This window comes from Geomicrobium sediminis, from assembly GCF_016908595.1.
Classification (GTDB): Bacteria; Bacillota; Bacilli; order Bacillales; family Marinococcaceae; genus Geomicrobium_A; species Geomicrobium_A sediminis.
Genome location: NZ_JAFBEC010000002.1, coordinates 292245 through 314214, shown reverse-complemented (window position 1 = coordinate 314214; position 21970 = coordinate 292245). Strand labels below are relative to the sequence as shown.

Genomic DNA, 21970 nt, shown 5'->3' with positions numbered 1-21970 from the left:
GGCTCGTGATCGAGTGATGTCATTTTCTATTTGTCCAATTCGTACTTTACGTATTGAGGAGGGCTTCTAGTCAAAAAGCGCCCACCAAAGTTTTTACTTTGGTGGGCGCTTTTAAAACCATCTTCGTTACTTACGGCGAACGATCAAAACGTCACAAGTTGCTTGGCGTACGATCGCTTCAGAAACACTACCGATGACGATGCGTTCTACTTTGTTGGCGCCTGTTGCACCAGCCATGATTAAGTCAATTTCATATTTTGGTGCGATATAACGTGTGATGCGAACTTTAGGTGATCCAAAATCAAGAATCGTCTCGACTTCTTCGACACCTTTATCCAACGCTTGTTGTTTGTAGTTCTCAAGCGTTTGCTTTCCTTGTTCTTCTGCACGCTTTACGATTTGGCGGTCAAAACGTTCAATCGTAGCGAACGATTTCGTGTCAATCACAGTCACGATAAAAAGCTTGGCTCCTTGATCAATTGCAAATTCACAAGCTTGGTCAAACGTGTAGTTGGATTCGGTTGAACCATCTACCCCAACTAGAATTTTCTGGTAACGACGCATAATGGTCTCCTCCTTTGTTCAAGTGGTTCGTAGCATAAGTATAAATCGATAAAAGCAGTTGAATATCTCTACAGAATAGCTGTTTCCTTTAAAGGGATATTCTAAACCTCATTTGAGTCCATTTTACCTTGTGTTAACGAATTTGTCGAAAATTAAGTATGGGTCTAACGAAACTAATGAGCGACTTGCTTTTCGTCTCTCAAAAAAAATAGTAAGATCAAATAGACGAACAGGACCTGGAGGTTTTCTGTATGAAACACGCACTTATTACAGCGGGATCAAAAGGATTAGGGAAACAAGTAACTGAAGCCTTCATAAAGAAGGGCTACTCTGTCACGGTTAGTTATCGAAGTGATTATGCATCTGTTCTGAGGTTGCGTGAAGAGTTAGGCATTGATGAAAAGCAATTGTTTGCCGTTCAAGCGGATGTGACGAACCGTGAAGATGTGATCTCACTCGTTCAACAGGCAAATGAGACATTTGGCCGTCTCGATGTACTCGTCAATAACGCAGGTCCATACATTTTTGAACGAAAGAAGCTTTATGATTACGAGCCATCCGAATGGCATGCGATGATTGAAGGAAATCTTTCAAGTATGTTCTATTTATTAAAAGAAGCTTTGCCAATCATGCGTAAACAACGCTATGGTCGAATTATTGCTTACGGTTTTCAAGATGTAGGAAATGCACCTGCATGGTTGTACCGCAGCGCATATGGCGCTGCAAAAGCAGGGCTTGCGTCCTTAATTAAGTCAGTAGCCGTTGAAGAAGCAGAATACGGCATTACAGCGAACATGGTTTGCCCTGGAAAGATCGTTGGTGACATGAAAGAAGCTTCAATAGAGACTGGCAAAATGCATCAAGATGACGAGACTCCGATCGGTAGACCTGGGACCGGTGGCGACATTGCACGTACGGTTATGTTTCTCGCTGATGAACACGCAGACCTTGTGACAGGTGCCATTATTGAAGTGACTGGTGGCGTTGATGTTCTACACCAAAACCGACACGAATAGGAAGTCATTTCAAAGCCATGCTATGGGTGAGGTGATCGGTCATCAGAAAGGTACTTATAGCTGTGTTGGCGCTAGTTATGATGGTAAGTGTAGGAACGTTGGAGAGAGCAGAAGCGGATGAATTAATGGAAAGCTTTGCGCTTCGTGTGACTATTGAAACGAAAGATGGGGGATATCAATGGAGATTTGATAGCCCAGATCTTTATGAATTTCAAGATGGTGATCGAGTACTGCGCTCAGAAGATGCGAAAGAACATGTCGAGAATATGAGTAAACAATTGCATGTGAATGAAAAGGTAACAGCCGATCAATTAGCAGAAAGAATTAAGCAACATTTTCCAAAGCTACGCAAGATGGACGTTCGTTGGAAGAACGGAGAAGGTGAGCTTTATACGTGGCGGTGGAAAAGTGAGCAAGTGTTGGTTGATTAATCACTACTGTTAGTCTATCTTTGAGGTAGACTAATTTTTTTATTTTATACCATAACTAGAATAGGGGCGTGGGGCTTATGAATATTGGCGTACCCAAAGAGATTAAGAACCAAGAAAATCGTGTCGCAATGACACCAACAGGCGTTGTGCTTTTAAAGCGTGACGGGCATCAAGTGTTTATTGAGACGTCTGCAGGGATTGGATCAGGATTTACGGATGAACAGTACATCGAAGCAGGTGCTGTAATCGTTGATTCTGCTCAAGAAGCTTGGGACCAAGAATTAATCGTCAAGGTAAAAGAACCGGTTCAATCGGAGTACGGTTATTTCAAAGAAGGTCAACAGTTGTTTACATACTTACACTTGGCCGCGGAAGAGGAACTAACGAAAGCGTTACTTGAGAGCAAAGTGACGGCAGTTGCTTATGAAACGGTGCAGCTACCCGATCGCTCATTGCCACTACTTACACCGATGAGTGAAGTGGCTGGAAGAATGTCAACGCAAATGGGTGTTCAATACCTCGAGAAAACAAAAGGTGGAAAAGGAATTTTACTTGCAGGTGTACCTGGAGTTAGTCGTGGAAAAGTAACGATTATCGGCGGGGGTGTTGCAGGAACGAACGCTGCCAAGATTGCCTTAGGACTTGGGGCGAATGTAACAATCTTGGATCTAAGTCCACAACGACTTCGTGAACTTGATGATCTGTTCGGTTCTTCTGTGAACTTACTCGTTTCAAATCCGGTCACGATTGAACAATCGGTTATTGAAGCAGATGTGGTAATTGGGGCAGTCCTCATTCCAGGAGCGAAAGCGCCTAAGCTCGTAAAAGAAGAAACGATAAAGAAGATGCAGCCAGGTTCAGTGATCGTTGATATTGCAATTGACCAAGGCGGAATCTTTGAGACGACAGATCGGATTACGACACATGATGATCCAGTTTATACAAAGCATGATGTGTTGCATTATGCCGTAGCGAACATGCCTGGTGCTGTTCCTAGAACATCAACAATCGCTTTAACAAACGTAACGATGCCTTACGTGTCAGCGATTGCGAACAAAGGTTTAGTACCGGCGCTTCAGCAAGATCTGAACCTTAAAAAGGGATTAAATACAATTGATGGTAAATTAACGTATGAGGCGGTTGCCGTTGCAATGGACTTACCATTTACGCCAATTGAAGCCGTTTTACCTTCAGAAAACGTTTAATGTTAGCCAAAATCGGTAATAGGTCTAGTGAATCGAAAGTCGATGAAGGGTGGATAAACAATGAAGTTAACATTCCATGGACAATCGTTTATTGAAATTGAAACGAACGGGTATTCCGTATTAATTGATCCGTTCATTACTGGCAACGATACGTGCAAAATTAAACCAGAAGACGTAAACCCTGATGCGATTTTATTGACGCATGGACATGCGGATCATCTTGGAGACACAGAGGCGATTGCAAAGCGTAGTGGTGCACTCGTCGTAGCGACTCATGAGCTTGCCACATATTTAGGTGGAAAAGGGCTTGAAACTCACCCGTTAAATACTGGTGGAGGTTATGAGCTCCCATTTGGTCATGTGCGATTAACGCAAGCGTTTCATAGTTCTTCATTCCAAGAAGAAGATGGTCAAATCATCTATCTTGGCATGCCGAACGGAATTTTGTTCACAGCTGAAGGGAAAACGATTTATCACGCCGGAGACACATCGTTATTCTCGGATATGAAGCTGATTGCAGAGCGTCATGATCTGGAAGTTGCGCTACTTCCAATCGGAGACAATTTTACGATGGGACCAGAGGATGCGAAGGTTGCTGCTGAATGGTTGCAAGCTGAATTAGTCATCCCGATTCACTACAACACATTCCCATTAATTGAACAAGACGGAGATGCTTTCGTAGATTCAATCGCGCCACTTAAAGGAAATGCTTTAAAGCCAGGCGAGTCTACAGAAGTGTGATGTATAAAGAACCAGGTGAAATCATCGTGATCACCTGGTATCTTTTTTTTTTTTTGGGCGTAACTGAAGAGGTAGACAAGTCATATTGGCTCGTCCTTTTGAATAAACTGTTTGCAAGGTATGGTTTATTTGGGAGGTTATAAAATGCGCCGGTTAAGAATTTGGATTTCTTTTTTAGTTGCCGCGTTCCTTTTGTATCTTGGTTTACAGCAATTTACAATCGGTACAGTTGGACTTCATGGATGGTTCTCTGTTGCTTGGTTTTTGTTTTGTTTCCTCGTTATTGGGGGGAATCTTGCAGTGCTTGCTTATGAGCGCACACGGGTTTATGAAGGTGAAGCACACCCATCACGACGGATCAACAAGCGGGAACTTGAACGTAAGGCAGCTCGTCTTCGAGCTTGAAGTCCACGAACGACACCGATATAATTAAAGAGACTTTAGTCGAAAACTTGGCTTTATGCCAAGTTTTTTGTATCGTAATTATCCTTTTTCTAAAAGGAGTGACCCGAATGAGTACGAAGCATGAACAAATATTAGATTACATAGCTCAATTGAGCGTTGGAGAAAAAATCTCTGTTCGCCAAATTGCCAAAGCCCTACATGTTAGTGAAGGGACAGCATATAGAGCCATTAAGGAAGCGGAGAACCAAGGTCTCGTTACGACGATTGAACGAGTAGGCACGATCCGCGTTGAACAGAAACTTAAAGAAAATATCGATCATTTAACATTTGCTGAAGTCGTTAACATCGTAGATGGACAAGTTCTTGGTGGAAGAAGTGGCTTACATAAAACGCTTCAACGGTTTGTTATTGGTGCAATGAAGATGGAAGCGATGATGCGATACGTAGAACCGGGAAACTTATTAATTGTCGGAAATCGCTATCAAGTTCATCGATTGGCACTTGAAGCCGGGGCAGCCGTGTTAATTACGGGTGGATTCGGTACGAATGAAGAAATCATTCAGTATGCCAATGAACAATCGCTACCGATCATAACGACGAGTTATGATACGTTTACGGTCGCCAGTATGATTAACCGGGCGATCTATGATCAATTGATAAAGAAAGAAATTGTCATCGTAGAAGATATTCTCATCCCCCTCAATGAGACGTACTTTTTAACGACAGATAATATGGTTGAACGTTGGCATCAATTAAATGCAAAAACGAGCCATAGTCGATATCCAGTCGTTAATCATGAAATGCAAGTTCAAGGTATGGTTGCGGCGAAAGACATTCTTTCAATGAAAGAAAGTACGCCAGTGGAAAAGGTGATGACGAAAGAGCCGATTACCGTTCATGCAACGATGTCGCTAGCATCCGCTGCTCACGTTATGGTTTGGGAAGGTATTGAGTTATTACCGGTCGTTGATGATGAGGCTAGACTTGTTGGGGTCATCAGCCGCCAAGATGTGTTAAAAGCTTTGCAAATGGCTCAACGTCAACCACATGTTGGAGACACACTTGATGATGTTGTAACGAGACAAGTGGAAGAAGCGCCAACAGGAACAGTTTATGATTACGTTTGTCATTTAACACCGCAAATGACAAATCCAATTGGGATGATTTCGTACGGAGTGTTGTCCACGTTAATTACAGAAGTCGGTAGCCGACTGTTAAGGCGTCATAAACGTGGTGATGTTGTTGTTGAGAACTTATCGTTATACTTCCTAAAGCCAGTGCAAATTGAAAGCAAGATTGAGATGAAGGGTAAGATTCTTGAAGTCAGTCGTAAAAGTGGTAAGGTAGATGTCGAATTGTACTCAAATGATGAACTTGTTGGCAAAGGTCTAATGACTGCTCAACTTCTTGAACGTTAAAAAACAGCTGCCAACGGGCAGCTGTTTCATTAACTCTCTTGAGAGCGTAACTCTTCTTTTGCAAATGGTGTGATGATTCGATTTGCTTTAATTCCATAGTAGACGAACACAGCTCCGAGAATTGCAAAAACGAGTCCAACAACGATATCGACCCAACTTCGGTACGAGAACATGAACAATAGGCCTGGTGATAGAATGAAGATCCCAAGAGCAGTCATTGCTTTCGTTTGATACCATTCTTTTAAACGTTCGCCTTTTACGCGGAAACGTTTATATTTATAATAAACATACAATGCAAGAGCTAGGGTTAGAATCAACGTAACGACAATTGAAATAAATCCCATCGAATATCCCCCTTTTTTTCATTCGTTATTAGTTTACAGGATAAGGGTTCGATGTACAACAGAGGAGAAGTGACAGTGCAAGAAAAACTATTAGAAACAATTGAGCGCTTTGATACAATTATCATTTGTCGTCACGTGCGACCAGACCCAGATGCGTTTGGTTCGCAGCTTGGCTTAGCAGAATTAATTCGAGAAAACACGACGAAGATGGTGTACACAGTTGGAGAAGACGAAAGGTCCCTTTCATTTCTAGCAACAATGGATGAAGTGGATACCGAAACGTTCAAAGACGCCCTCGTTATTATCTGTGATACAGCTAACCGTGGACGGATCGATGAAGAGCGGTACGCATTAGCCAAAGAGACATTTAAAGTCGATCATCATCCAGAAATTGATGATTATGCGGATGCATCATGGGTCGATACGAGCTACAGCTCAACGTCTGAAATGATAACAAGATGGTTTGAGGAAACAGCAAAGCCAAACGGATGGAAGATGAACCAAACGAGTGCAAGGGTTTTATATGCAGGAATTGTCGGGGATACCGGACGTTTTCGTCATCCGAATACAACTGAACATACGTTTCGAGCGGCAGGAGTGTTGATGGAACAAGGCATTGATTTGCCTGAACTGTTTCGCAATCTATATCGTAAACCGTTGCCACTTTTACGCCTTGAAGGTGAGCTGTTACGTACAGTGAGCTTAAGTGAGTACGGTGTTGCTGCGATTCGTGTGTCAGACGAGCAACTAAAACAATATGAAGTAACCGTTAATGAATCTTCTGCACTTGTAAACGCCATTAGCGACCTCGAAGGTCTTCTTACGTGGGGGATGTTTGTCGAACAAGAGGATGGCACGTATCGCGTACGACTCCGTTCTAAAGGGCCTATTGTGAACACGATTGCAGAGAAGCATAACGGTGGTGGCCATCCGCTTGCTGCGGGTGCGTCTGCGAATAGTAAAGAAGAGATCGACACGATCATTGCAGAATTAAATGAAGCTGCAAAACAGTTTAACCCGAAGACTCAATAACAATTTCTGTATGAAGATCAATTTTTTTATAGAAGATGGCTCGTGATACTTCGAGACTGAATTGTTGTTCGTTCACAACAAATCGCTTGTTTTCAAGTGTTCGAATGACGAGCTCTTGCTGCTCAGCGACACTTTCTAAGTTCTGATGAAGCAAAGGCTCTAACTCATCGACGGCTTGTTGGCGTAAGTCATAGAGGGCAAGTTCACTGAGCCTGCTCTCTCTTTCATTTGTAAAGTGAATTTCAATGGTCTCTACTTCCACACGTTTTTGATCTTCATCGAGATCTTCTTGCTCTTGCTCACGTGCGAGCAAAAGCTCAATTTGACTTTCAAGTTGATTAATGGTGAGTTCGTTTTTTCTAAGTTCGATAATGGTTCGCTCATAGACTTGGCCATATTGAAAGATGAAAAGCCCCCAACCGATGACAACACCGATAAATAGGCCTGCTAAAAAACGTTGCCACCCGGGTCGCTTATAATAGGGTGGAATCCTCATGGATACATCTGTTCCTGAGTAATCCACTGAATAATGAGTGCACCTGCATTTGCACCCGAGAGGGCACTTAATATCATGAAGATGGTCTTATAAACGTCAATGTGAGTACCTGCAAACAATCCCCGCTCTAGACTTGTGATTGCATCAAATGTCCCGCCAATGGCTGCAACGAGCGCCCAAATCTTTAAACTGCTTGCAAGTTCTTGAATGGTCGTAAGTGGTGGCTTTCCGATAATAAACGCGCCAATTCCACCGATTAGTGCTCCACCTAGAACGACGCCAAAGGCAACAAAAAAATCAATGACGAGTGTAGCGGCAAAGTCTCTGCTAAACATGGTGCATGCCCCTCTCCTTGAAACGAATCACCTAGTCTCTTATCTTTCATTTATATCGAGTCTTTGTCCAAGTTATGACTAGTCAATCTAAAAACGATCGGAGTGAACAGAGTCATGGCTAATTTTGTACATTTACAAGTGAAAAGTGAGTATTCGTTTTTGACAAGTACTTGTCGGATTGATGCGCTTGTTGCTAGAGCAAAATCGCTAGGCTATGAGACGTTAGCTCTTACGGATCGCAACGTCATGTATGGCGTGAAAAAGTTCATCGATGCGTGTCATAACGAAGGAATTAAACCGATTATCGGGCTTGAACTTGATGTCGTTAGCAATGAAGTGGAAGGCAATGTACTCGTCTACGCAAAGAATGCAAAAGGGTACCAAACACTCCTCTCACTCTCAACTGTTGCGACTTCAAATGACGAGCGAATTGAATTTGAGCAACTCGCTCAAATTCAAACGGATGACGTTGTTTTTATCTTTCCAGAACAAACACACCCAATCGCTAAGCTGATCAATCTCGAACAATATGAGCGTGCGACAAAAGAGCTTCGCCAATGGCAGCACGTTTTGCCAAATGACAATTATTGGTGTGGACTTTTGCCGAGTACACATACGGACTTTCATGAGCACAATGCATGGGTAACGTTTCTCACCGAGCAGAACTTGACGCCAATAGCACTTGCTAACGTTACGATGTTATATCAAGGTGATGATTGGGTGAAGCAATGCTTACACGCCATTCGAGACGATGTTCCAGTTGCAGAGGTCAACCAATTTGAATGGCGTGCTGAGTCACATTTGTTGTCAGTGGAAGAAGCGATAGCAACGTGGCAAAATGACTTTGAACGAAGAGCATTACACGAGACCTTGAACGTGGCTAGTCTCGTTGACGTTTCTTTAGAGTCGCTAACAACGACATTGCCAAGCGTTAGTAATGAAGAGGAAACCACGCACTTGCAACAACTCGTGAGAAAAGGTGCAGCTGTGCGCTTTCCTGATCTAACGACTGAAGTAAAGGAACGCCTTGCAAAAGAAATGCAAACGATTAAGAACATGGGATTCTCCAATTACTTTTTGATCGTGTGGGACTATATGCGCTATGCCAGAAAACAAGGGATGTTAACCGGTCCGGGTCGTGGTTCCGCTGCAGGTTCTCTCGTAGCATACTGCCTATTTATTACCGATGTGAACCCACTTGAATATGGGTTACTCTTTGAACGCTTTCTAAATCCAGAACGAAAATCATTGCCTGATATTGATCTTGATTTTCCTGATGATCGTCGAGATGAAATGTTCCATTATTTAGCAAAACGATACGGCAGTGAGCATGTCGCTCAAATTATTACATTCGGAACATTTGGCGTCCGTTCTTCATTACGTGAAACAGCGAAAGTTCAAGGCATTCGTGATGCACTTTTACAACGAGTTTTAAAGTTTATACCGAGCACAGCAGGTGAACTAAACACCGTCATTAAGAATACATCTGAACTTCAACGGTTGTACAAAGAAAACGATGAGGTACATGAATGGTTTAATCGAGCACTTGCCATTGAAGGGTTGCCAAGGCATACGTCACTGCATGCAGCAGGAATCGTTCTTAGTAAACGGCCGTTAACGTCGGTCGTACCGATTGTGCGTGAAAGAGGGGCGCTCGCGTATACGCAGTTGCCGATGGAAGATCTTGATGCTTTCGGACTCTTGAAATTTGATTTACTAGGATTACGGAACTTAACACTTTTAGATCGCCTACAAAAAGATACCTTCTCAAAAACAGGACAACATCTATTATTCGATCAGTTGCCAAAAGATGATAAAAAAACGATGCAAATGCTTGCAAGTGGTCAAACCGCAGGAGTGTTTCAGTTTGAGTCGGCGGGTATGCAGTCGGTGTTAAGGAAGTTAAAGCCGAGTCAATTCGAAGATATTGTTGCGGTTAATGCCCTGTATCGACCAGGTCCAATGGACAATATCGATACGTTTATACGGGGAAAGCGTGCACCAGAGAACATTACGTATTTGCATGATTCGCTACGTCAGACGCTATCACTAACGTACGGCGTTATGGTTTATCAAGAGCAAGTTATGCAAGTTGCTGTGCAAGTGGCTAATTATTCATTGGCAGATGCAGATCTTCTTCGACGCGTGATTAGTAAGAAAGACAAAGACTTACTCTTGCAAGAGGAAGAGCGTTTTCTAGCAGGCGCAGTCACGAGCGGATACGATCAATCAGTAGCCAAGCAGTTGTTTGAATGGATCTTGCAATTTGCAAACTATGGTTTTAATCGAAGTCATGCAGTTGCTTATAGTTTAATTGCGTATCGAATTGCATACTTTAAAGCACATTTCCCAGGAATTTTCTATGCCGCGTATTTTTCGATGATTAGTGGTGATTTAGAACGGATGAAGCGCGCGGCAGCGGAGATGAAGCGCGAAGAGTTGTCTATACTTGGACCGTCTGTCAATAACAGTGATTACACGTATACCGCAGATGAATGGGGCGTGCGTTTCCCACTTCAAAGTGTGGCACACGTCGGAGGAAATATAGCAAAAGCGATTGTTTCTGAACGAAAGGAAAATGGTAGGTTTCGTAACTTTATAGACTTTTGTCGTCGAATGAAGCCTGTTCGCTTGCAAAGAAATCAACTGATCAGCCTCATCCGCTCAGGGGCACTAGATGAGTGGGAACAACACCGCGCAGTCTTGCTCGCATCGATTGATCGAGCGAGAGAGTACATTGATTTCGAAGATGATGTTGGTGCCCTTTTCAAAAGCCGTGATGAAGATTTCCGTTATGCAGAACGCGAACCGTATACCCATCACGAGAAATTGCTACAAGAGAAAGAAGCGACTGGGTTTTACTTAAGTGGTCACCCACTTGATGAATATGTACACTTATTCCAAGCGCAAAAGCCAAAAGACATTGGAGAAGTTGCTGAAGAACATCATGATCAATACGTTTGGATTGCTGGAACTTTAGAAACAATGAAGCCTATACGAACGAAAAATGGACAATCAATGGCTTTTTTGAACCTTAGCGATGATACAGGTCGAATTGAAGTTGTCGTTTTCCCAGATGTTTATCGTGACATGAAAGATGAACTTATTGAAGGAGAACTTCTCGTTGTCTTTGGAAGAGTGGAAAGCAATGCGAATCGAATAAAGATACTCGCTCAGCTTACTCAACTAGCGGACCATGCTAAGGCTGAATCAACGTCGTCTCTCTACCTCAAAATACCTGAACACTTAAATTCTACGAAGACATTAAGCGCAATTAAACGACAGCTCCGCAACCATTCTGGATTTGCCGGTGTAAAGGTGTACCATGAATCAAAACGCAAGCTGTATGAGTTAGACGCGAGTTACCATGTTCACATCAAAAAAGAATTGCTAGAACGTCTAACCCTTATTGTAGGTGAAGAAAACGTTGTCAAAAAATGAGATCGTCTTTTTGAACGCAAAAGGGTGAATGCAAGAGAACACTTTGTTATAATAGATTGCACATGTACAGTTAATACAGTTTGTCCTTTTTTATTCATTCATAGTTCGAACAGCGTCCCATCGGTCGCAAACATAAGATTCATCAAATATAAGATGAGATCCACTTGTTAAGGAGTGTGCAGGAATAATGCCAACGACTAGAGAAGAAGCACTACACATTCATAGAATGAAGCAAGGAAAGCTAGAATCGAAATCTAAGATTCCCGTAAGAAACAGTAAAGATTTAAGTCTTGCATATTCTCCAGGTGTTGCAGAACCGTGTAAAGAGATTTTTAACGACAAGCAAAAGGTATTTGAATATACGATGAAAGGCAACATGGTTGCGGTTGTTAGTGACGGTAGTGCAGTTCTTGGCCTCGGTAACATCGGTCCAGAAGCATCATTGCCTGTTATGGAAGGAAAAGCTGTTCTGTTCAAATCATTTGCAGGTGTGGATGCATTTCCAATCTGTCTAGACACTTCAGATCCTGATAAGATCGTTGAAACAGTTAAATTAATGCAACCTACCTTCGGTGGTGTGAACTTAGAGGATATTGCAGCTCCGAATTGCTTTATCATCGAGGAACGTTTAAAGAAAGAAACAAACATTCCAATTTTCCATGATGACCAACATGGTACAGCAATCGTTACTCTTGCTGGGTTGATCAATGCACTTAAAGTAACAAACAAACAGCTATCTGATGTGCGCGTAGTATTAAACGGCGCTGGAGCGGCTGGAATTGCAATCGTGAAACTGCTTCTAAGCATGGGTGTCAAAGAAATTATCCTTTGTGATAGTAAGGGAGCAATCTTTGAAGGTCGTACAGCTGGAATGAACCCAATCAAAGATGAGATTGCTAAAGTAACGAACAGCCAGAAGAAAGAAGGCGCTCTTAAAGACGTGATTCAAGACACGGACGTGTTTATCGGAGTTTCTGTTGAAGGCGCACTCACAAAAGAGATGATCGAGAGCATGAATGACGATGCAATCATCTTTGCAATGGCGAACCCGAACCCTGAAATTATGCCTGAAGATGCAAAAGCAGCAGGGGCGGCAGTCATTGGTACTGGTCGTTCTGACTTCCCTAACCAAGTGAATAATGTTCTTGCATTCCCTGGTATTTTCAGAGGGGCATTGGATGTGAATGCGACGCATATCAATGAAGAGATGAAACAAGCAGCCGTTTTTGCGATTGCTGAACTTATTTCTGAATCAGAATTAACGAGAGATTATGTCATTCCAGCACCATTCGATACAAGAGTGGCACCAGCGGTCGCTGCTGCGGTAGCAAAAACAGCGATGGAAACTGGTGTTGCCCGTAAGGAAGCTGATCCAGAAGAGGTTGCTTCACGAACAAGAAAAATGGCTATGATCGAGGAATAAGAAGATAAGGAGCGATCGTCTCTTTGGACGATCGTTTTTCCCTATTATTTCCTATTGGAGAAAGCCGCCTTTAGTGTGGTACGAGAGGTGAATAAGGTGTTCAAAGACTTATTTTCAAAGAAAAGAAAGTATGCAACGATCCCTTCTGAACGTACACAACCGACGAAGATGAACGACGGTGTGATGACGAAATGTCCAACGTGTAAAACGATCATGTATTCAAGGGAATTAAAGAAACATGATTATGTTTGTACGAAGTGTGATCATCATTTCCGGTTGACCGCAAGAGACCGAATTAATAGCGTAATCGATGTCGGTTCATTTGAAGAGCTTGATGTAAGCCTTCTGTCAGGGAATCCACTTGATTTCCCCGACTACGAAGACAAGTTAGCGAGTGATCAACAAAAGACAGGCTTGAATGAAGCGATCATTACAGGACGTGGGCAAATGGAAGGCTTGCCGGTCGTGATCGGTGTCATGGATCCACGTTTTCGTATGGCGAGCATGGGGACAGTCGTTGGCGAAAAAATTAAGCGCGCAATTGAGACAGCACTAGAGGATCGAGTGCCATTCATTATGTTTAGTGCCTCCGGTGGTGCAAGAATGCAAGAAGGGGTTCTTAGCCTTATGCAGATGGCTAAAACATCTGTTGCTTTGCAAAGACTTGACGAAGAACAGTTGCCGTTTATCTCAATCATGACGCACCCTACAACAGGTGGTGTTTCCGCAAGCTTTGCGTCGCTTGGTGATTACAATTTTGCAGAACCACGAGCGTTAATTGGATTTGCAGGTAGAAGAATTATTGAGCAGACGATTCGTGAAGAATTACCTGAAGATTTTCAGACTGCAGAGTTTCTACTTGAACACGGTCAACTCGACAAAGTCATCCATCGCTCTGAGATGAAATCAACACTAACAACGATCTTGAAGATGCATCAAGCTTCGCATCAACGAGGAGGCGAGCTTTCGTCATGACCCATAAGTTACCATTCGAAAAGCCTGTTGTAGAACTCCAAAATAAAATAGATGAATTGAAAAACTTCACGCAAGACAAAGATATTAATCTTGAAGAAGAAATCGCTCATCTAGAAGGACGTTTACAACAAGTTGAATCTCAAATCTACGATAATTTAAAGCCTTGGGAGCGTGTGCAAATCGCAAGACACGCCGAGCGACCGACAACGTTGGACTACATTGAGCATTTATTCACCGATTTCATTGAACTTCATGGTGATCGTTATTATGGAGACGATGATGCAATTGTCGGTGGAATTGCGTTTTATAAAGGACAACCGGTCACGATTATTGGTCACCAACGTGGACGGAATACGAAAGAGAATATTCAACGGAACTTCGGGATGCCGCATCCAGAAGGGTATCGTAAAGCGTTACGCTTGATGCATCAAGCAAATAAGTTTAATCGGCCAATTATTACGCTCATTGATACAAAAGGTGCATTCCCAGGTAAAGCGGCAGAAGAGCGTGGACAAAGTGAAGCAATTGCGCGCAACTTGTTAGAAATGGCAAGCTTTACTGTGCCGTCAATTGGTATTGTAATCGGTGAAGGAGGAAGTGGTGGAGCATTGGCTCTTGGCGTGGTTAATCGCATGTTTATGCTTGAGAACTCCACATACTCTGTAATTTCACCAGAAGGCGCAGCCGCAATTCTATGGAAAGATGCAACACAGGCTCAGCGTGCAGCGGAGACGATGAAAATTACGGCACCTGATTTGTATGAATTAGGTGTTATTGAAGGCGTGATTCGTGAAGTTCGAGGCGGAGCACATCATAATGTGAAGCAACAAGCTGAGTATATTGACTCGGTTTTAAAGCAACAAATGGACGAATTAACGCAACTATCCAAAGAAGAGATAAGAAACCAACGCTACGAAAAGTTCAGTAAAATTGGTATGTAAGAAATGCTGGTTAAAGGGTAGGAGTGATCAACATGAAGCGAATCGGAGTACTTACGAGCGGTGGAGATTCCCCGGGGATGAATGCCGCGATCCGAGCAGTTGTACGTAAGGCGATCTATCACGACGTTGAGGTTTACGGGATTTACTACGGCTATTCGGGACTCATTAACAACCATATAGAGAAAATGGAAGTTGGTGACGTTGGCGACATCATTCACCGTGGGGGAACGATGCTCTATACGGCGCGCTGTGAAGAGTTTAAAACAAAAGAAGGTCAACAACAAGCCATTGAAAACCTCAACAAAGCGGGCATTGATGGGCTCGTTGTCGTAGGTGGAGATGGTTCATTCCACGGCGCGGAAGCGTTGACGTCACTAGGGTACCCAACAATCGGTGTTCCGGGAACGATTGATAACGATGTTCCAGGTACCGATTTTACGATTGGTTTTGATACAGCATTAAACACAGTCATTAATGCAATCGACAAAATCCGAGATACAGCTACCTCTCATGAACGAACGTATGTCATTGAAGTAATGGGTAGAGATGCAGGCGACTTAGCGCTTTGGTCTGGTCTTGCTGATGGTGCAGAAACGATCATGATCCCAGAGCAACCCCAAGAGACTGAGGACATCGTTGAACGTTTATTAAGAGGTCATCGCAGAGGGAAGAAGCATAGTATTATCATCGTTGCAGAAGGTGTTGGTAGCGGTGTTGATGTCGCTCGGGAGATCCAAGATGAAACAGGACTTGAGACAAGGGTGACAGTCCTTGGCCATATTCAAAGAGGGGGTTCTCCTACAGCCTTTGATCGTGTGTTGGCAAGTCGACTTGCATCAAGAGCTGTTGAACTTCTATTGGAAGGCGAATCAGGCAAGATGGTAGGACTCGTAAACAATCAAGTCGTCCATAAGCCGATTCAAACAGCACTTGAAGAGAAACACAAGATTGATCAAAACATGTACAAGCTCTCTCAAGAGCTGTCCATTTAGTCGACACAAGGAGGAATCTTTCGATGAGAAAAACTAAAATAGTCGCGACGATCGGACCTGCATCTGAAGAGAAAGAAATGCTTAAACGCCTGATTTCAGCAGGGATGAACGTGGCACGTCTAAATTTCTCGCACGGGTCACATGAAGAACATCGCAGTCGTATTAAAACGATTCGAGAAGCAGCGGCAGAACTTGAAACGACCGTCTCGATTCTGTTAGATACGAAAGGTCCAGAGATCCGCACGTATACGATGGAAAATGACGCGATTACACTCGAAAAAGGTCAGCCACTCATCGTAACTGGTGAGGAAGTAGTCGGTACGACGGATCGAATCGGTGTAACGTATCAGAATTTGTCAGAAGATCTTTCAGTCGGTAATACGATTTTGTTAGATGACGGTCTCATTGGACTTCATGTTGATCGTATTGAAGGCAAAGACGTCGTTACGACCGTAATGAACAATGGTGTGTTAAAGAACAAAAAGGGAGTTAACCTTCCGAAAGTAAAAGTAAATCTACCAGGCATGACAGACAAAGATGCAGCAGATATTCGTTTTGGAATTGAAGAAGAAGTTGATTTTATTGCAGCTTCATTCGTTCGTCGTGCTTCAGATGTCCTTGAAATTCGTGAGCTTTTGGAAGCGCATGGCGCAGGCGATACGCATATTATCCCTAAGATCGAAAACGAAGAAGGTGTCGAGAATATCGCAGAAATTCTCGAAGTGTCTGACGGACTTATGGTTGCACGAGGGGACTTAGGTGTAGAAATTCCACCGGAAGAAGTTCCACTCGTTCAAAAGAAACTCATTCAACGTTGTAATGATCTTGCTAAACCAGTCATTACTGCAACGCAAATGTTAGACAGCATGCAGCGTAACCCTAGACCTACTCGTGCAGAAGCTAGTGACGTTGCCAATGCGATTTTTGATGGTACAGATGCAATTATGCTCTCAGGTGAAACGGCAGCAGGTGACTATCCGTTTGAAGCTGTTGAGACGATGAGTAACATTGCAAAGCGTGCCGAATCTGCACTAGATTTCGATCGTTTGCTTAACATCCGTACAGAAGAAAGCCAGACGACGATTACGAATTCGATCAGTCAAGCAGTAGCTAGAACAGCGCTAACGTTAAATACACCTGCGATTTTGACGGCTACAGAAAGTGGTTATACAGCTAGACTCGTATCAAAATATCGTCCGAAAGCAACCATTGTTGCTGTGACGAGTAACATTCGTGCGCAACGACGTTTAACTCTCGTTTGGGGCGTACATGCGCTACTTGGAAACACTGTCGAGACGACAGATGAAATGTTCGATGAAACGGTTAGTGTTGCGCTCAAGAGTAATCAAGTCAAGCACGGCGATCTTGTCGTCATAACAGCAGGGGTACCGGTCGGTGAGATTGGTACAACGAACATGATGAAAGTCCATGTGATCGGTGAAGTAGCAGCGAAAGGTCAAGGAATTGGTCGCACAACTGCAAGTGGTAAAGCGGTCGTTGTTAAAGATGCTGCAGAAGCAAATGCTAGGATGGAAGAAGGCAACATTCTGATTACGACAGGAACAGATAAAGAGATGATGCCTGCATTTGAAAAAGCAGCGGCGGTCATCACTGAAGAAGGTGGCTTAACATGTCATGCTGCAGTGGTAGGAATTTCACTTAGCGTTCCAGTCATTGTCGGTGTTCATGATGCGGTTAAGATCTTTAAAGATGGTGAAGAACTAACCGTTGACAGTTCAAGAGGCGACATCTACAAAGGTCACGCTCGAGTATTGTAATTGATGGAAGGGGTTGGGAGTGATTATGGCACGATTCCTGCTTGTCGGTTTGCTACTCGTACCAATCATAGAGATCGCTGGAATATGGCTTGTTGGTCGCTGGCTCGGATTCTGGCCAACTCTCGGTTTAATGTTGCTAACGAGTTTAATCGGCTTATGGATGGCTAGACGAGAAGGAAGACAAGCTTGGCAAGTATTTAACCTGCAGCTGAACAATCATGAAGTTCCGACAAGTTCAGCAATCGACGGGGTTTGTATCTTACTCGCAGGGTTGTTGTTATTAGCTCCAGGGTTTTTGACTGACCTTATAGGATTTATTCTACTCATCCCGTTTACAAGAGCTTACATTAAAGGGTTTTTACGACATTTTTTTCAAAAAATGGTGGCGAGTGGCCGATTCATCGTTATACGAAGATAAAGTTCCCCTCTTAGATGGTGTTCTAAGAGGGGTGTTTTTTTCTGGTAATTTTTAAGAGAATCATGTAAATGTAAAAGGGCAAGCCTTGATTTCTTGAGGGTTTTCCAGCGATCTTTCATTGTATACAAAAAAACATTGGAAAAAAGATTTGTGCGTTTTCGTTCACAAAAAGACGAATCACGTTTATAATAGAGGATGTTGAAAAAACTGGAGAAATCACGACCACCATAGTAACATACGGTAAGAATTGTCTAATTATGTCAAATTGGACGAGGGAACAATTGAATACAATATAGTAGGATGATCGTGTTCACTTCACGTTGATCTTGTAGAAATTATGGTGCGCGCGACGGTTTTATCTGGTAACAGCAGTCATACGTTTTTCGTTTCTGCATGATGGAAAACGCATAATGTGGACAAGGTTAAGACAAGTTATCCTTGTTATTTATGAAGAATCGGATTCTTGTTACAAAGGGGAGAGATTGTAATGAGTCAAACAAGAGGTTTAGAAGGAGTCGTTGCGACGACTTCAAGTGTTAGCTCGATTATTGATGATGTGTTAACGTACCAAGGTTACCATATTGATGATTTAGCAGAACAATCTTCGTTTGAAGAGGTCGTGTACCTATTATGGAATGGCAAATTACCGACGAAGCAAGAGCTTGACGCTTTTTCTAAAGAGTTATTTGCAAACATGCAAGTTCCAGACGAGATTTTCAATTACATGAAAGCGTATCCGATTGCTGATGTACATCCAATGGCGGCGCTACGCACAGCAATTTCGCAGCTTGGTCTATACGACAAAGATGCAGACAAGAATGACGTGGAAACAGCAAAGAAATCAGCAATTAAATTGCAAGCAAAAGTTGCAACAGTGGTTACTGGTTTTGCGCGTATTCGTAATGGCAAAGAGCCTGTTAAACCTAAAGAAGGCTTAAGCTTTGCTGCGAACTTCTTGTACATGTTAAACGGTGAAGAGCCTAATGAGGTTGCAGAAGATGCATTTAATAAAGCACTCGTATTGCATGCAGATCATGAGCTAAATGCTTCGACATTTACTGCACGTGTTTGTGTCGCTACGTTATCAGATATTTACTCTGGTATTACAGCAGCGATTGGTGCTTTAAAGGGACCATTGCACGGTGGAGCGAACGAACGTGTTATGCAAATGCTAAGTGAGATTGAGCAACCTGAAAACGTAGACAGCTACGTTCAAGGCATGTTCGACAAAAAAGAAAAAATCATGGGATTTGGACACCGCGTATACAAAAACGGTGATCCACGTGCGAAACATCTTCGTGAAATGTCGAAAAAACTCGGTGGTATTACAGGTGAAGACAAGTGGTATGAGATGAGCCTTCAAATTGAGAAGATCGTAACAGAAGAAAAAGGACTTCTTCCGAATGTCGATTTCTACTCTGCATCGATGTATCATAGTTTAGGTATTGATCATGACTTATTTACGCCAATCTTCGCGGTTAGCCGTGTTTCTGGTTGGAACGCACACATCCTAGAGCAATATAGCGATAATCGTTTAATCCGTCCGCGTGCAGAGTACGTAGGTCCTGGAAAGCAACAATATGTTTCGATTGAGAATCGCTAATCCATCATTTTTTACAGGAGGTTTTTACTATGGCTGAAAAAATTACAGTAAACAACGGTGTACTAAACGTACCTAACAACCCAGTTATTCCATATATCGAAGGTGACGGAATCGGTCCTGACATTTGGGCTGCAGCTTCTCGCGTTCTTGATGCAGCGGTTGAAAAAGCATACAACGGCGAAAAGAAAATCGATTGGAAAGAAATCCTTGTTGGTGGAAAAGCACACGACAAAACAGGTGAATGGTTACCAGAAGATTCCCTTGACGCAATCCGTGAATACTTGATTGCAATTAAAGGACCACTTACGACACCAATCGGTGGAGGAATTCGTTCATTGAACGTTGCCCTTCGTCAAAAGCTTGACCTTTACACGTGTCTTCGTCCAGTACGTCACTTTACTGGGGTACCATCACCAGTTAAGCGTCCTGAAGAAGTAGATATGGTGATTTTCCGTGAAAACACTGAAGACATCTACGCAGGAATTGAGTTCCAAGAAGGAACTGCTGATGCGAAGAAAGTGATCGACTTTATTCGTAACGAAATGGGATCTGAAAACATTCGTTTCCCTGAAACATCTGGTATTGGTATCAAGCCAGTATCTAAAGAAGGTACAGAGCGAATCGTTCGTTCAGCAATTGAATATGCACTCGCTGAAGGTCGTAAGAGCCTAACACTCGTTCATAAAGGAAACATCATGAAGTTTACTGAAGGTGCCTTTAAGTCTTGGGGTTATGATCTTGCTGAGCGTGAATTCGGAGACAAAGTATTCACGTGGAACCAATACGATGCAATCGTTGAAAAAGAAGGTAAAGATGCTGCGAACAAAGCGCAAGACGAAGCTGAAGCAGCTGGTAAGATTATCGTTAAAGATTCGATCGCTGATATCTTCTTACAACAAATCCTTACTCGTCCAAAAGAGTTTGACGTTGTTGCTACAATGAACCTTAACGGTGACTACATCTCTGATGCTCTTGCAGCACAAGTTGGTGGAATCGGTATTGCACCAGGTGCAAACATTAACTATGCGACTGGACACGCAATCTTTGAAGCAACTCACGGAACTGCACCGAAATATGCAGGTCTTGATAAAGTAAACCCATCATCTGTTATCCTTTCTGGTGAGCTTATGTTACGTCACTTAGGATGGTTCGAAGCAGCAGAACTTGTTCTTCAATCAATGGACAAGACAATTGGAAGCAAAGTTGTCACGTATGACTTCGCTCGTCTTATGGACAACGCAAGAGAAGTGAAGTGCTCTGAGTTTGCTGATGAACTTATCAAAAACATGTAATTGATTTTGCTGGGAGGGCTAGGCTATGGCAATCACGCGCAGAAAAGTCTCCGTTATTGGTGGTGGGTTCACAGGTGCTACGACAGCACTGATGGTCGCACAAAAGGAACTTGCTGATGTTGTACTCGTCGACATTCCTGACCAAGAAGGACCCGTGCAAGGGAAAGCTTTAGATATGTTAGAAGCAACTCCTGTACAAGGTGTAGACGTAAGTGTTGTTGGTACGTCAGATTATGCTTTAACGAAAGACTCGGATGTCGTTGTTATTACGGCTGGAATTGCAAGAAAGCCAGGAATGAGTCGAGACGATCTTGTTCATACCAATGCGAATATCATGAAGTCAGTGACAGAGCAAGTGGTAAAGTATTCACCGAATACGCACATCATCGTTTTGACGAATCCTGCGGATGCAATGACTTATGCTGTTTATAAATCGTCAGGGTTACCGAAGAATCGTGTTATCGGCCAATCAGGTGTACTTGATACGTCACGTTTTCGTACCTTTATCGCACAAGAACTTGAGCTTTCTGTAGAAGATGTACAAGGTTTTGTACTTGGCGGTCATGGTGATGACATGGTCCCACTTATTCGATACTCAAGTGTCGGAGGCGTGCCATTAACGAAGTTGTTATCACAAGATCGCATTGACGCCATCGTGGAACGTACACGAAAAGGCGGTGGGGAGATCGTTTCCTTACTTGGAAATGGTAGTGCATACTACGCTCCAGCCGCTTCGCTTACGCAAATGGTAGAAGCCATCATAAAAGACAAAAAACGCTTATTGCCCGCAATTGCCTATCTCGAAGGTGAGTACGGCTATGAAGGTGTTTATGTCGGTGTACCGACAGTGCTTGGTGGAAATGGTATTGAGAAAATCATTGAACTTGATCTTACAGATGAAGAACGTGATCAATTTGCTACTTCTGTCACCTCTGTTCAGAGCGTTATGAATGCACTTCCTGATGAATTTTAAATGAAAAACCAGCCAATTTGGCTGGTTTTTTCTATAGTTGTACATGAGCTTTGGGTGTGATATGATGAACGCGTAGTTGATGTAGACAAGTCACATTTTTGTGGTTAATACTTAGAAATTCAGACAAGTTCTGAAGGAGGAAACATC

General features: G+C 42.9%; 21 protein-coding genes. 17 read left to right on the top strand and 4 right to left on the bottom strand.

The window, feature by feature from the left end; all coding sequences use genetic code 11:
* Positions 1 to 126: 126 nt before the first annotated feature.
* Positions 127 to 564, bottom strand: a complete 438-nt coding sequence (locus JOD17_RS04470) for a universal stress protein (protein ID WP_042359666.1) — start codon at positions 562 to 564, stop codon at positions 127 to 129.
* Positions 565 to 815: 251 nt separating this feature from the next.
* On the opposite strand from JOD17_RS04470, the gene JOD17_RS04465 reads away from it, so the two are divergent.
* The 6 genes from JOD17_RS04465 (at position 816) to JOD17_RS04440 (ending at position 5780) form a co-directional block, all read left to right on the top strand.
* Positions 816 to 1580 carry an SDR family oxidoreductase gene (locus JOD17_RS04465; protein ID WP_204695873.1) on the top strand — a complete coding sequence of 255 codons (765 nt, stop codon included), beginning with the start codon at positions 816 to 818 and terminating at the stop codon, positions 1578 to 1580.
* A gap of 77 nt (positions 1581 to 1657) precedes the next feature.
* Positions 1658 to 2011, top strand: coding sequence for a hypothetical protein (locus JOD17_RS04460; RefSeq protein WP_152549489.1), 354 nt, complete (start codon positions 1658 to 1660; stop codon positions 2009 to 2011).
* Positions 2012 to 2088: 77 nt separating this feature from the next.
* A complete protein-coding gene (gene ald, locus JOD17_RS04455; protein ID WP_042420207.1) occupies positions 2089 to 3216 on the top strand; it encodes an alanine dehydrogenase in 1128 nt (375 codons plus the stop codon).
* Positions 3217 to 3276: 60 nt separating this feature from the next.
* A complete protein-coding gene (locus JOD17_RS04450) occupies positions 3277 to 3957 on the top strand; it encodes a metal-dependent hydrolase (RefSeq protein ID WP_204695872.1) in 681 nt (226 codons plus the stop codon).
* 144 nt (positions 3958 to 4101) lie between these two features.
* Complete coding sequence (locus JOD17_RS04445; protein ID WP_204695871.1) at positions 4102 to 4362, top strand: hypothetical protein; 261 nt, start codon at positions 4102 to 4104, stop codon at positions 4360 to 4362.
* Positions 4363 to 4469: 107 nt separating this feature from the next.
* On the top strand, positions 4470 to 5780 hold the full coding sequence (locus tag JOD17_RS04440; protein WP_204695870.1) for a DRTGG domain-containing protein: 1311 nt from the start codon (positions 4470 to 4472) through the stop codon (positions 5778 to 5780).
* A gap of 29 nt (positions 5781 to 5809) precedes the next feature.
* Here the strand turns inward: JOD17_RS04440 and JOD17_RS04435 are convergent, their stop codons facing one another.
* On the bottom strand, positions 5810 to 6124 hold the full coding sequence (locus JOD17_RS04435) for a YtpI family protein (RefSeq protein ID WP_042359661.1): 315 nt from the start codon (positions 6122 to 6124) through the stop codon (positions 5810 to 5812).
* 75 nt (positions 6125 to 6199) lie between these two features.
* Between JOD17_RS04435 and JOD17_RS04430 the strand changes: the two genes are divergently transcribed.
* Entirely contained in the window at positions 6200 to 7156 is a 957-nt protein-coding gene (locus tag JOD17_RS04430; RefSeq protein WP_204695869.1) for a DHH family phosphoesterase, read from the top strand.
* Here JOD17_RS04430 and ytrI read toward each other — a convergent pair.
* Together ytrI and ytrH are read right to left on the bottom strand one after the other, a co-directional pair.
* Complete coding sequence (ytrI, locus tag JOD17_RS04425; RefSeq protein WP_204695868.1) at positions 7137 to 7652, bottom strand: sporulation membrane protein YtrI; 516 nt, start codon at positions 7650 to 7652, stop codon at positions 7137 to 7139. The two genes, JOD17_RS04430 and ytrI, sit on opposite strands and share 20 nt — an antisense overlap.
* Entirely contained in the window at positions 7649 to 7987 is a 339-nt protein-coding gene (ytrH, locus tag JOD17_RS04420) for a sporulation membrane protein YtrH (protein WP_042420219.1), read from the bottom strand. The genes ytrI and ytrH overlap by 4 nt, the downstream gene beginning before the upstream one ends.
* Positions 7988 to 8101: 114 nt before the next feature.
* On the opposite strand from ytrH, the gene JOD17_RS04415 reads away from it, so the two are divergent.
* From JOD17_RS04415 to mdh, 10 genes are all read left to right on the top strand, one after another.
* Positions 8102 to 11428, top strand: coding sequence for a DNA polymerase III subunit alpha (locus tag JOD17_RS04415; RefSeq protein ID WP_204695867.1), 3327 nt, complete (start codon positions 8102 to 8104; stop codon positions 11426 to 11428).
* Positions 11429 to 11615: 187 nt separating this feature from the next.
* A complete protein-coding gene (ystJ, locus tag JOD17_RS04410) occupies positions 11616 to 12851 on the top strand; it encodes an NADP-dependent malic enzyme (protein ID WP_204695866.1) in 1236 nt (411 codons plus the stop codon).
* A 96-nt stretch (positions 12852 to 12947) separates the two neighbouring features.
* Complete coding sequence (gene accD / locus JOD17_RS04405) at positions 12948 to 13826, top strand: acetyl-CoA carboxylase, carboxyltransferase subunit beta (protein WP_204695865.1); 879 nt, start codon at positions 12948 to 12950, stop codon at positions 13824 to 13826.
* Entirely contained in the window at positions 13823 to 14767 is a 945-nt protein-coding gene (gene accA / locus JOD17_RS04400) for an acetyl-CoA carboxylase carboxyl transferase subunit alpha (protein WP_204695864.1), read from the top strand. The genes accD and accA overlap by 4 nt, the downstream gene beginning before the upstream one ends.
* A 32-nt stretch (positions 14768 to 14799) precedes the next feature.
* The gene (gene pfkA, locus JOD17_RS04395) at positions 14800 to 15759 is read left to right on the top strand and encodes a 6-phosphofructokinase (RefSeq protein WP_204695863.1); all 960 of its coding nucleotides are present in this window, start codon (positions 14800 to 14802) and stop codon (positions 15757 to 15759) included.
* Positions 15760 to 15782: 23 nt separating this feature from the next.
* Complete coding sequence (gene pyk / locus JOD17_RS04390) at positions 15783 to 17537, top strand: pyruvate kinase (RefSeq protein ID WP_204695862.1); 1755 nt, start codon at positions 15783 to 15785, stop codon at positions 17535 to 17537.
* 25 nt (positions 17538 to 17562) lie between these two features.
* Positions 17563 to 17955 carry an FxsA family protein gene (locus JOD17_RS04385; RefSeq protein WP_204695861.1) on the top strand — a complete coding sequence of 131 codons (393 nt, stop codon included), beginning with the start codon at positions 17563 to 17565 and terminating at the stop codon, positions 17953 to 17955.
* Between the two features lie 487 nt (positions 17956 to 18442).
* Entirely contained in the window at positions 18443 to 19558 is a 1116-nt protein-coding gene (gene citZ / locus JOD17_RS04380; protein WP_204695860.1) for a citrate synthase, read from the top strand.
* Between the two features lie 29 nt (positions 19559 to 19587).
* Entirely contained in the window at positions 19588 to 20850 is a 1263-nt protein-coding gene (gene icd, locus JOD17_RS04375) for an NADP-dependent isocitrate dehydrogenase (RefSeq protein ID WP_042420227.1), read from the top strand.
* 25 nt (positions 20851 to 20875) lie between these two features.
* Positions 20876 to 21823, top strand: a complete 948-nt coding sequence (gene mdh, locus JOD17_RS04370; protein ID WP_204695859.1) for a malate dehydrogenase — start codon at positions 20876 to 20878, stop codon at positions 21821 to 21823.
* The last annotated feature ends 147 nt before the right edge of the window (positions 21824 to 21970 follow it).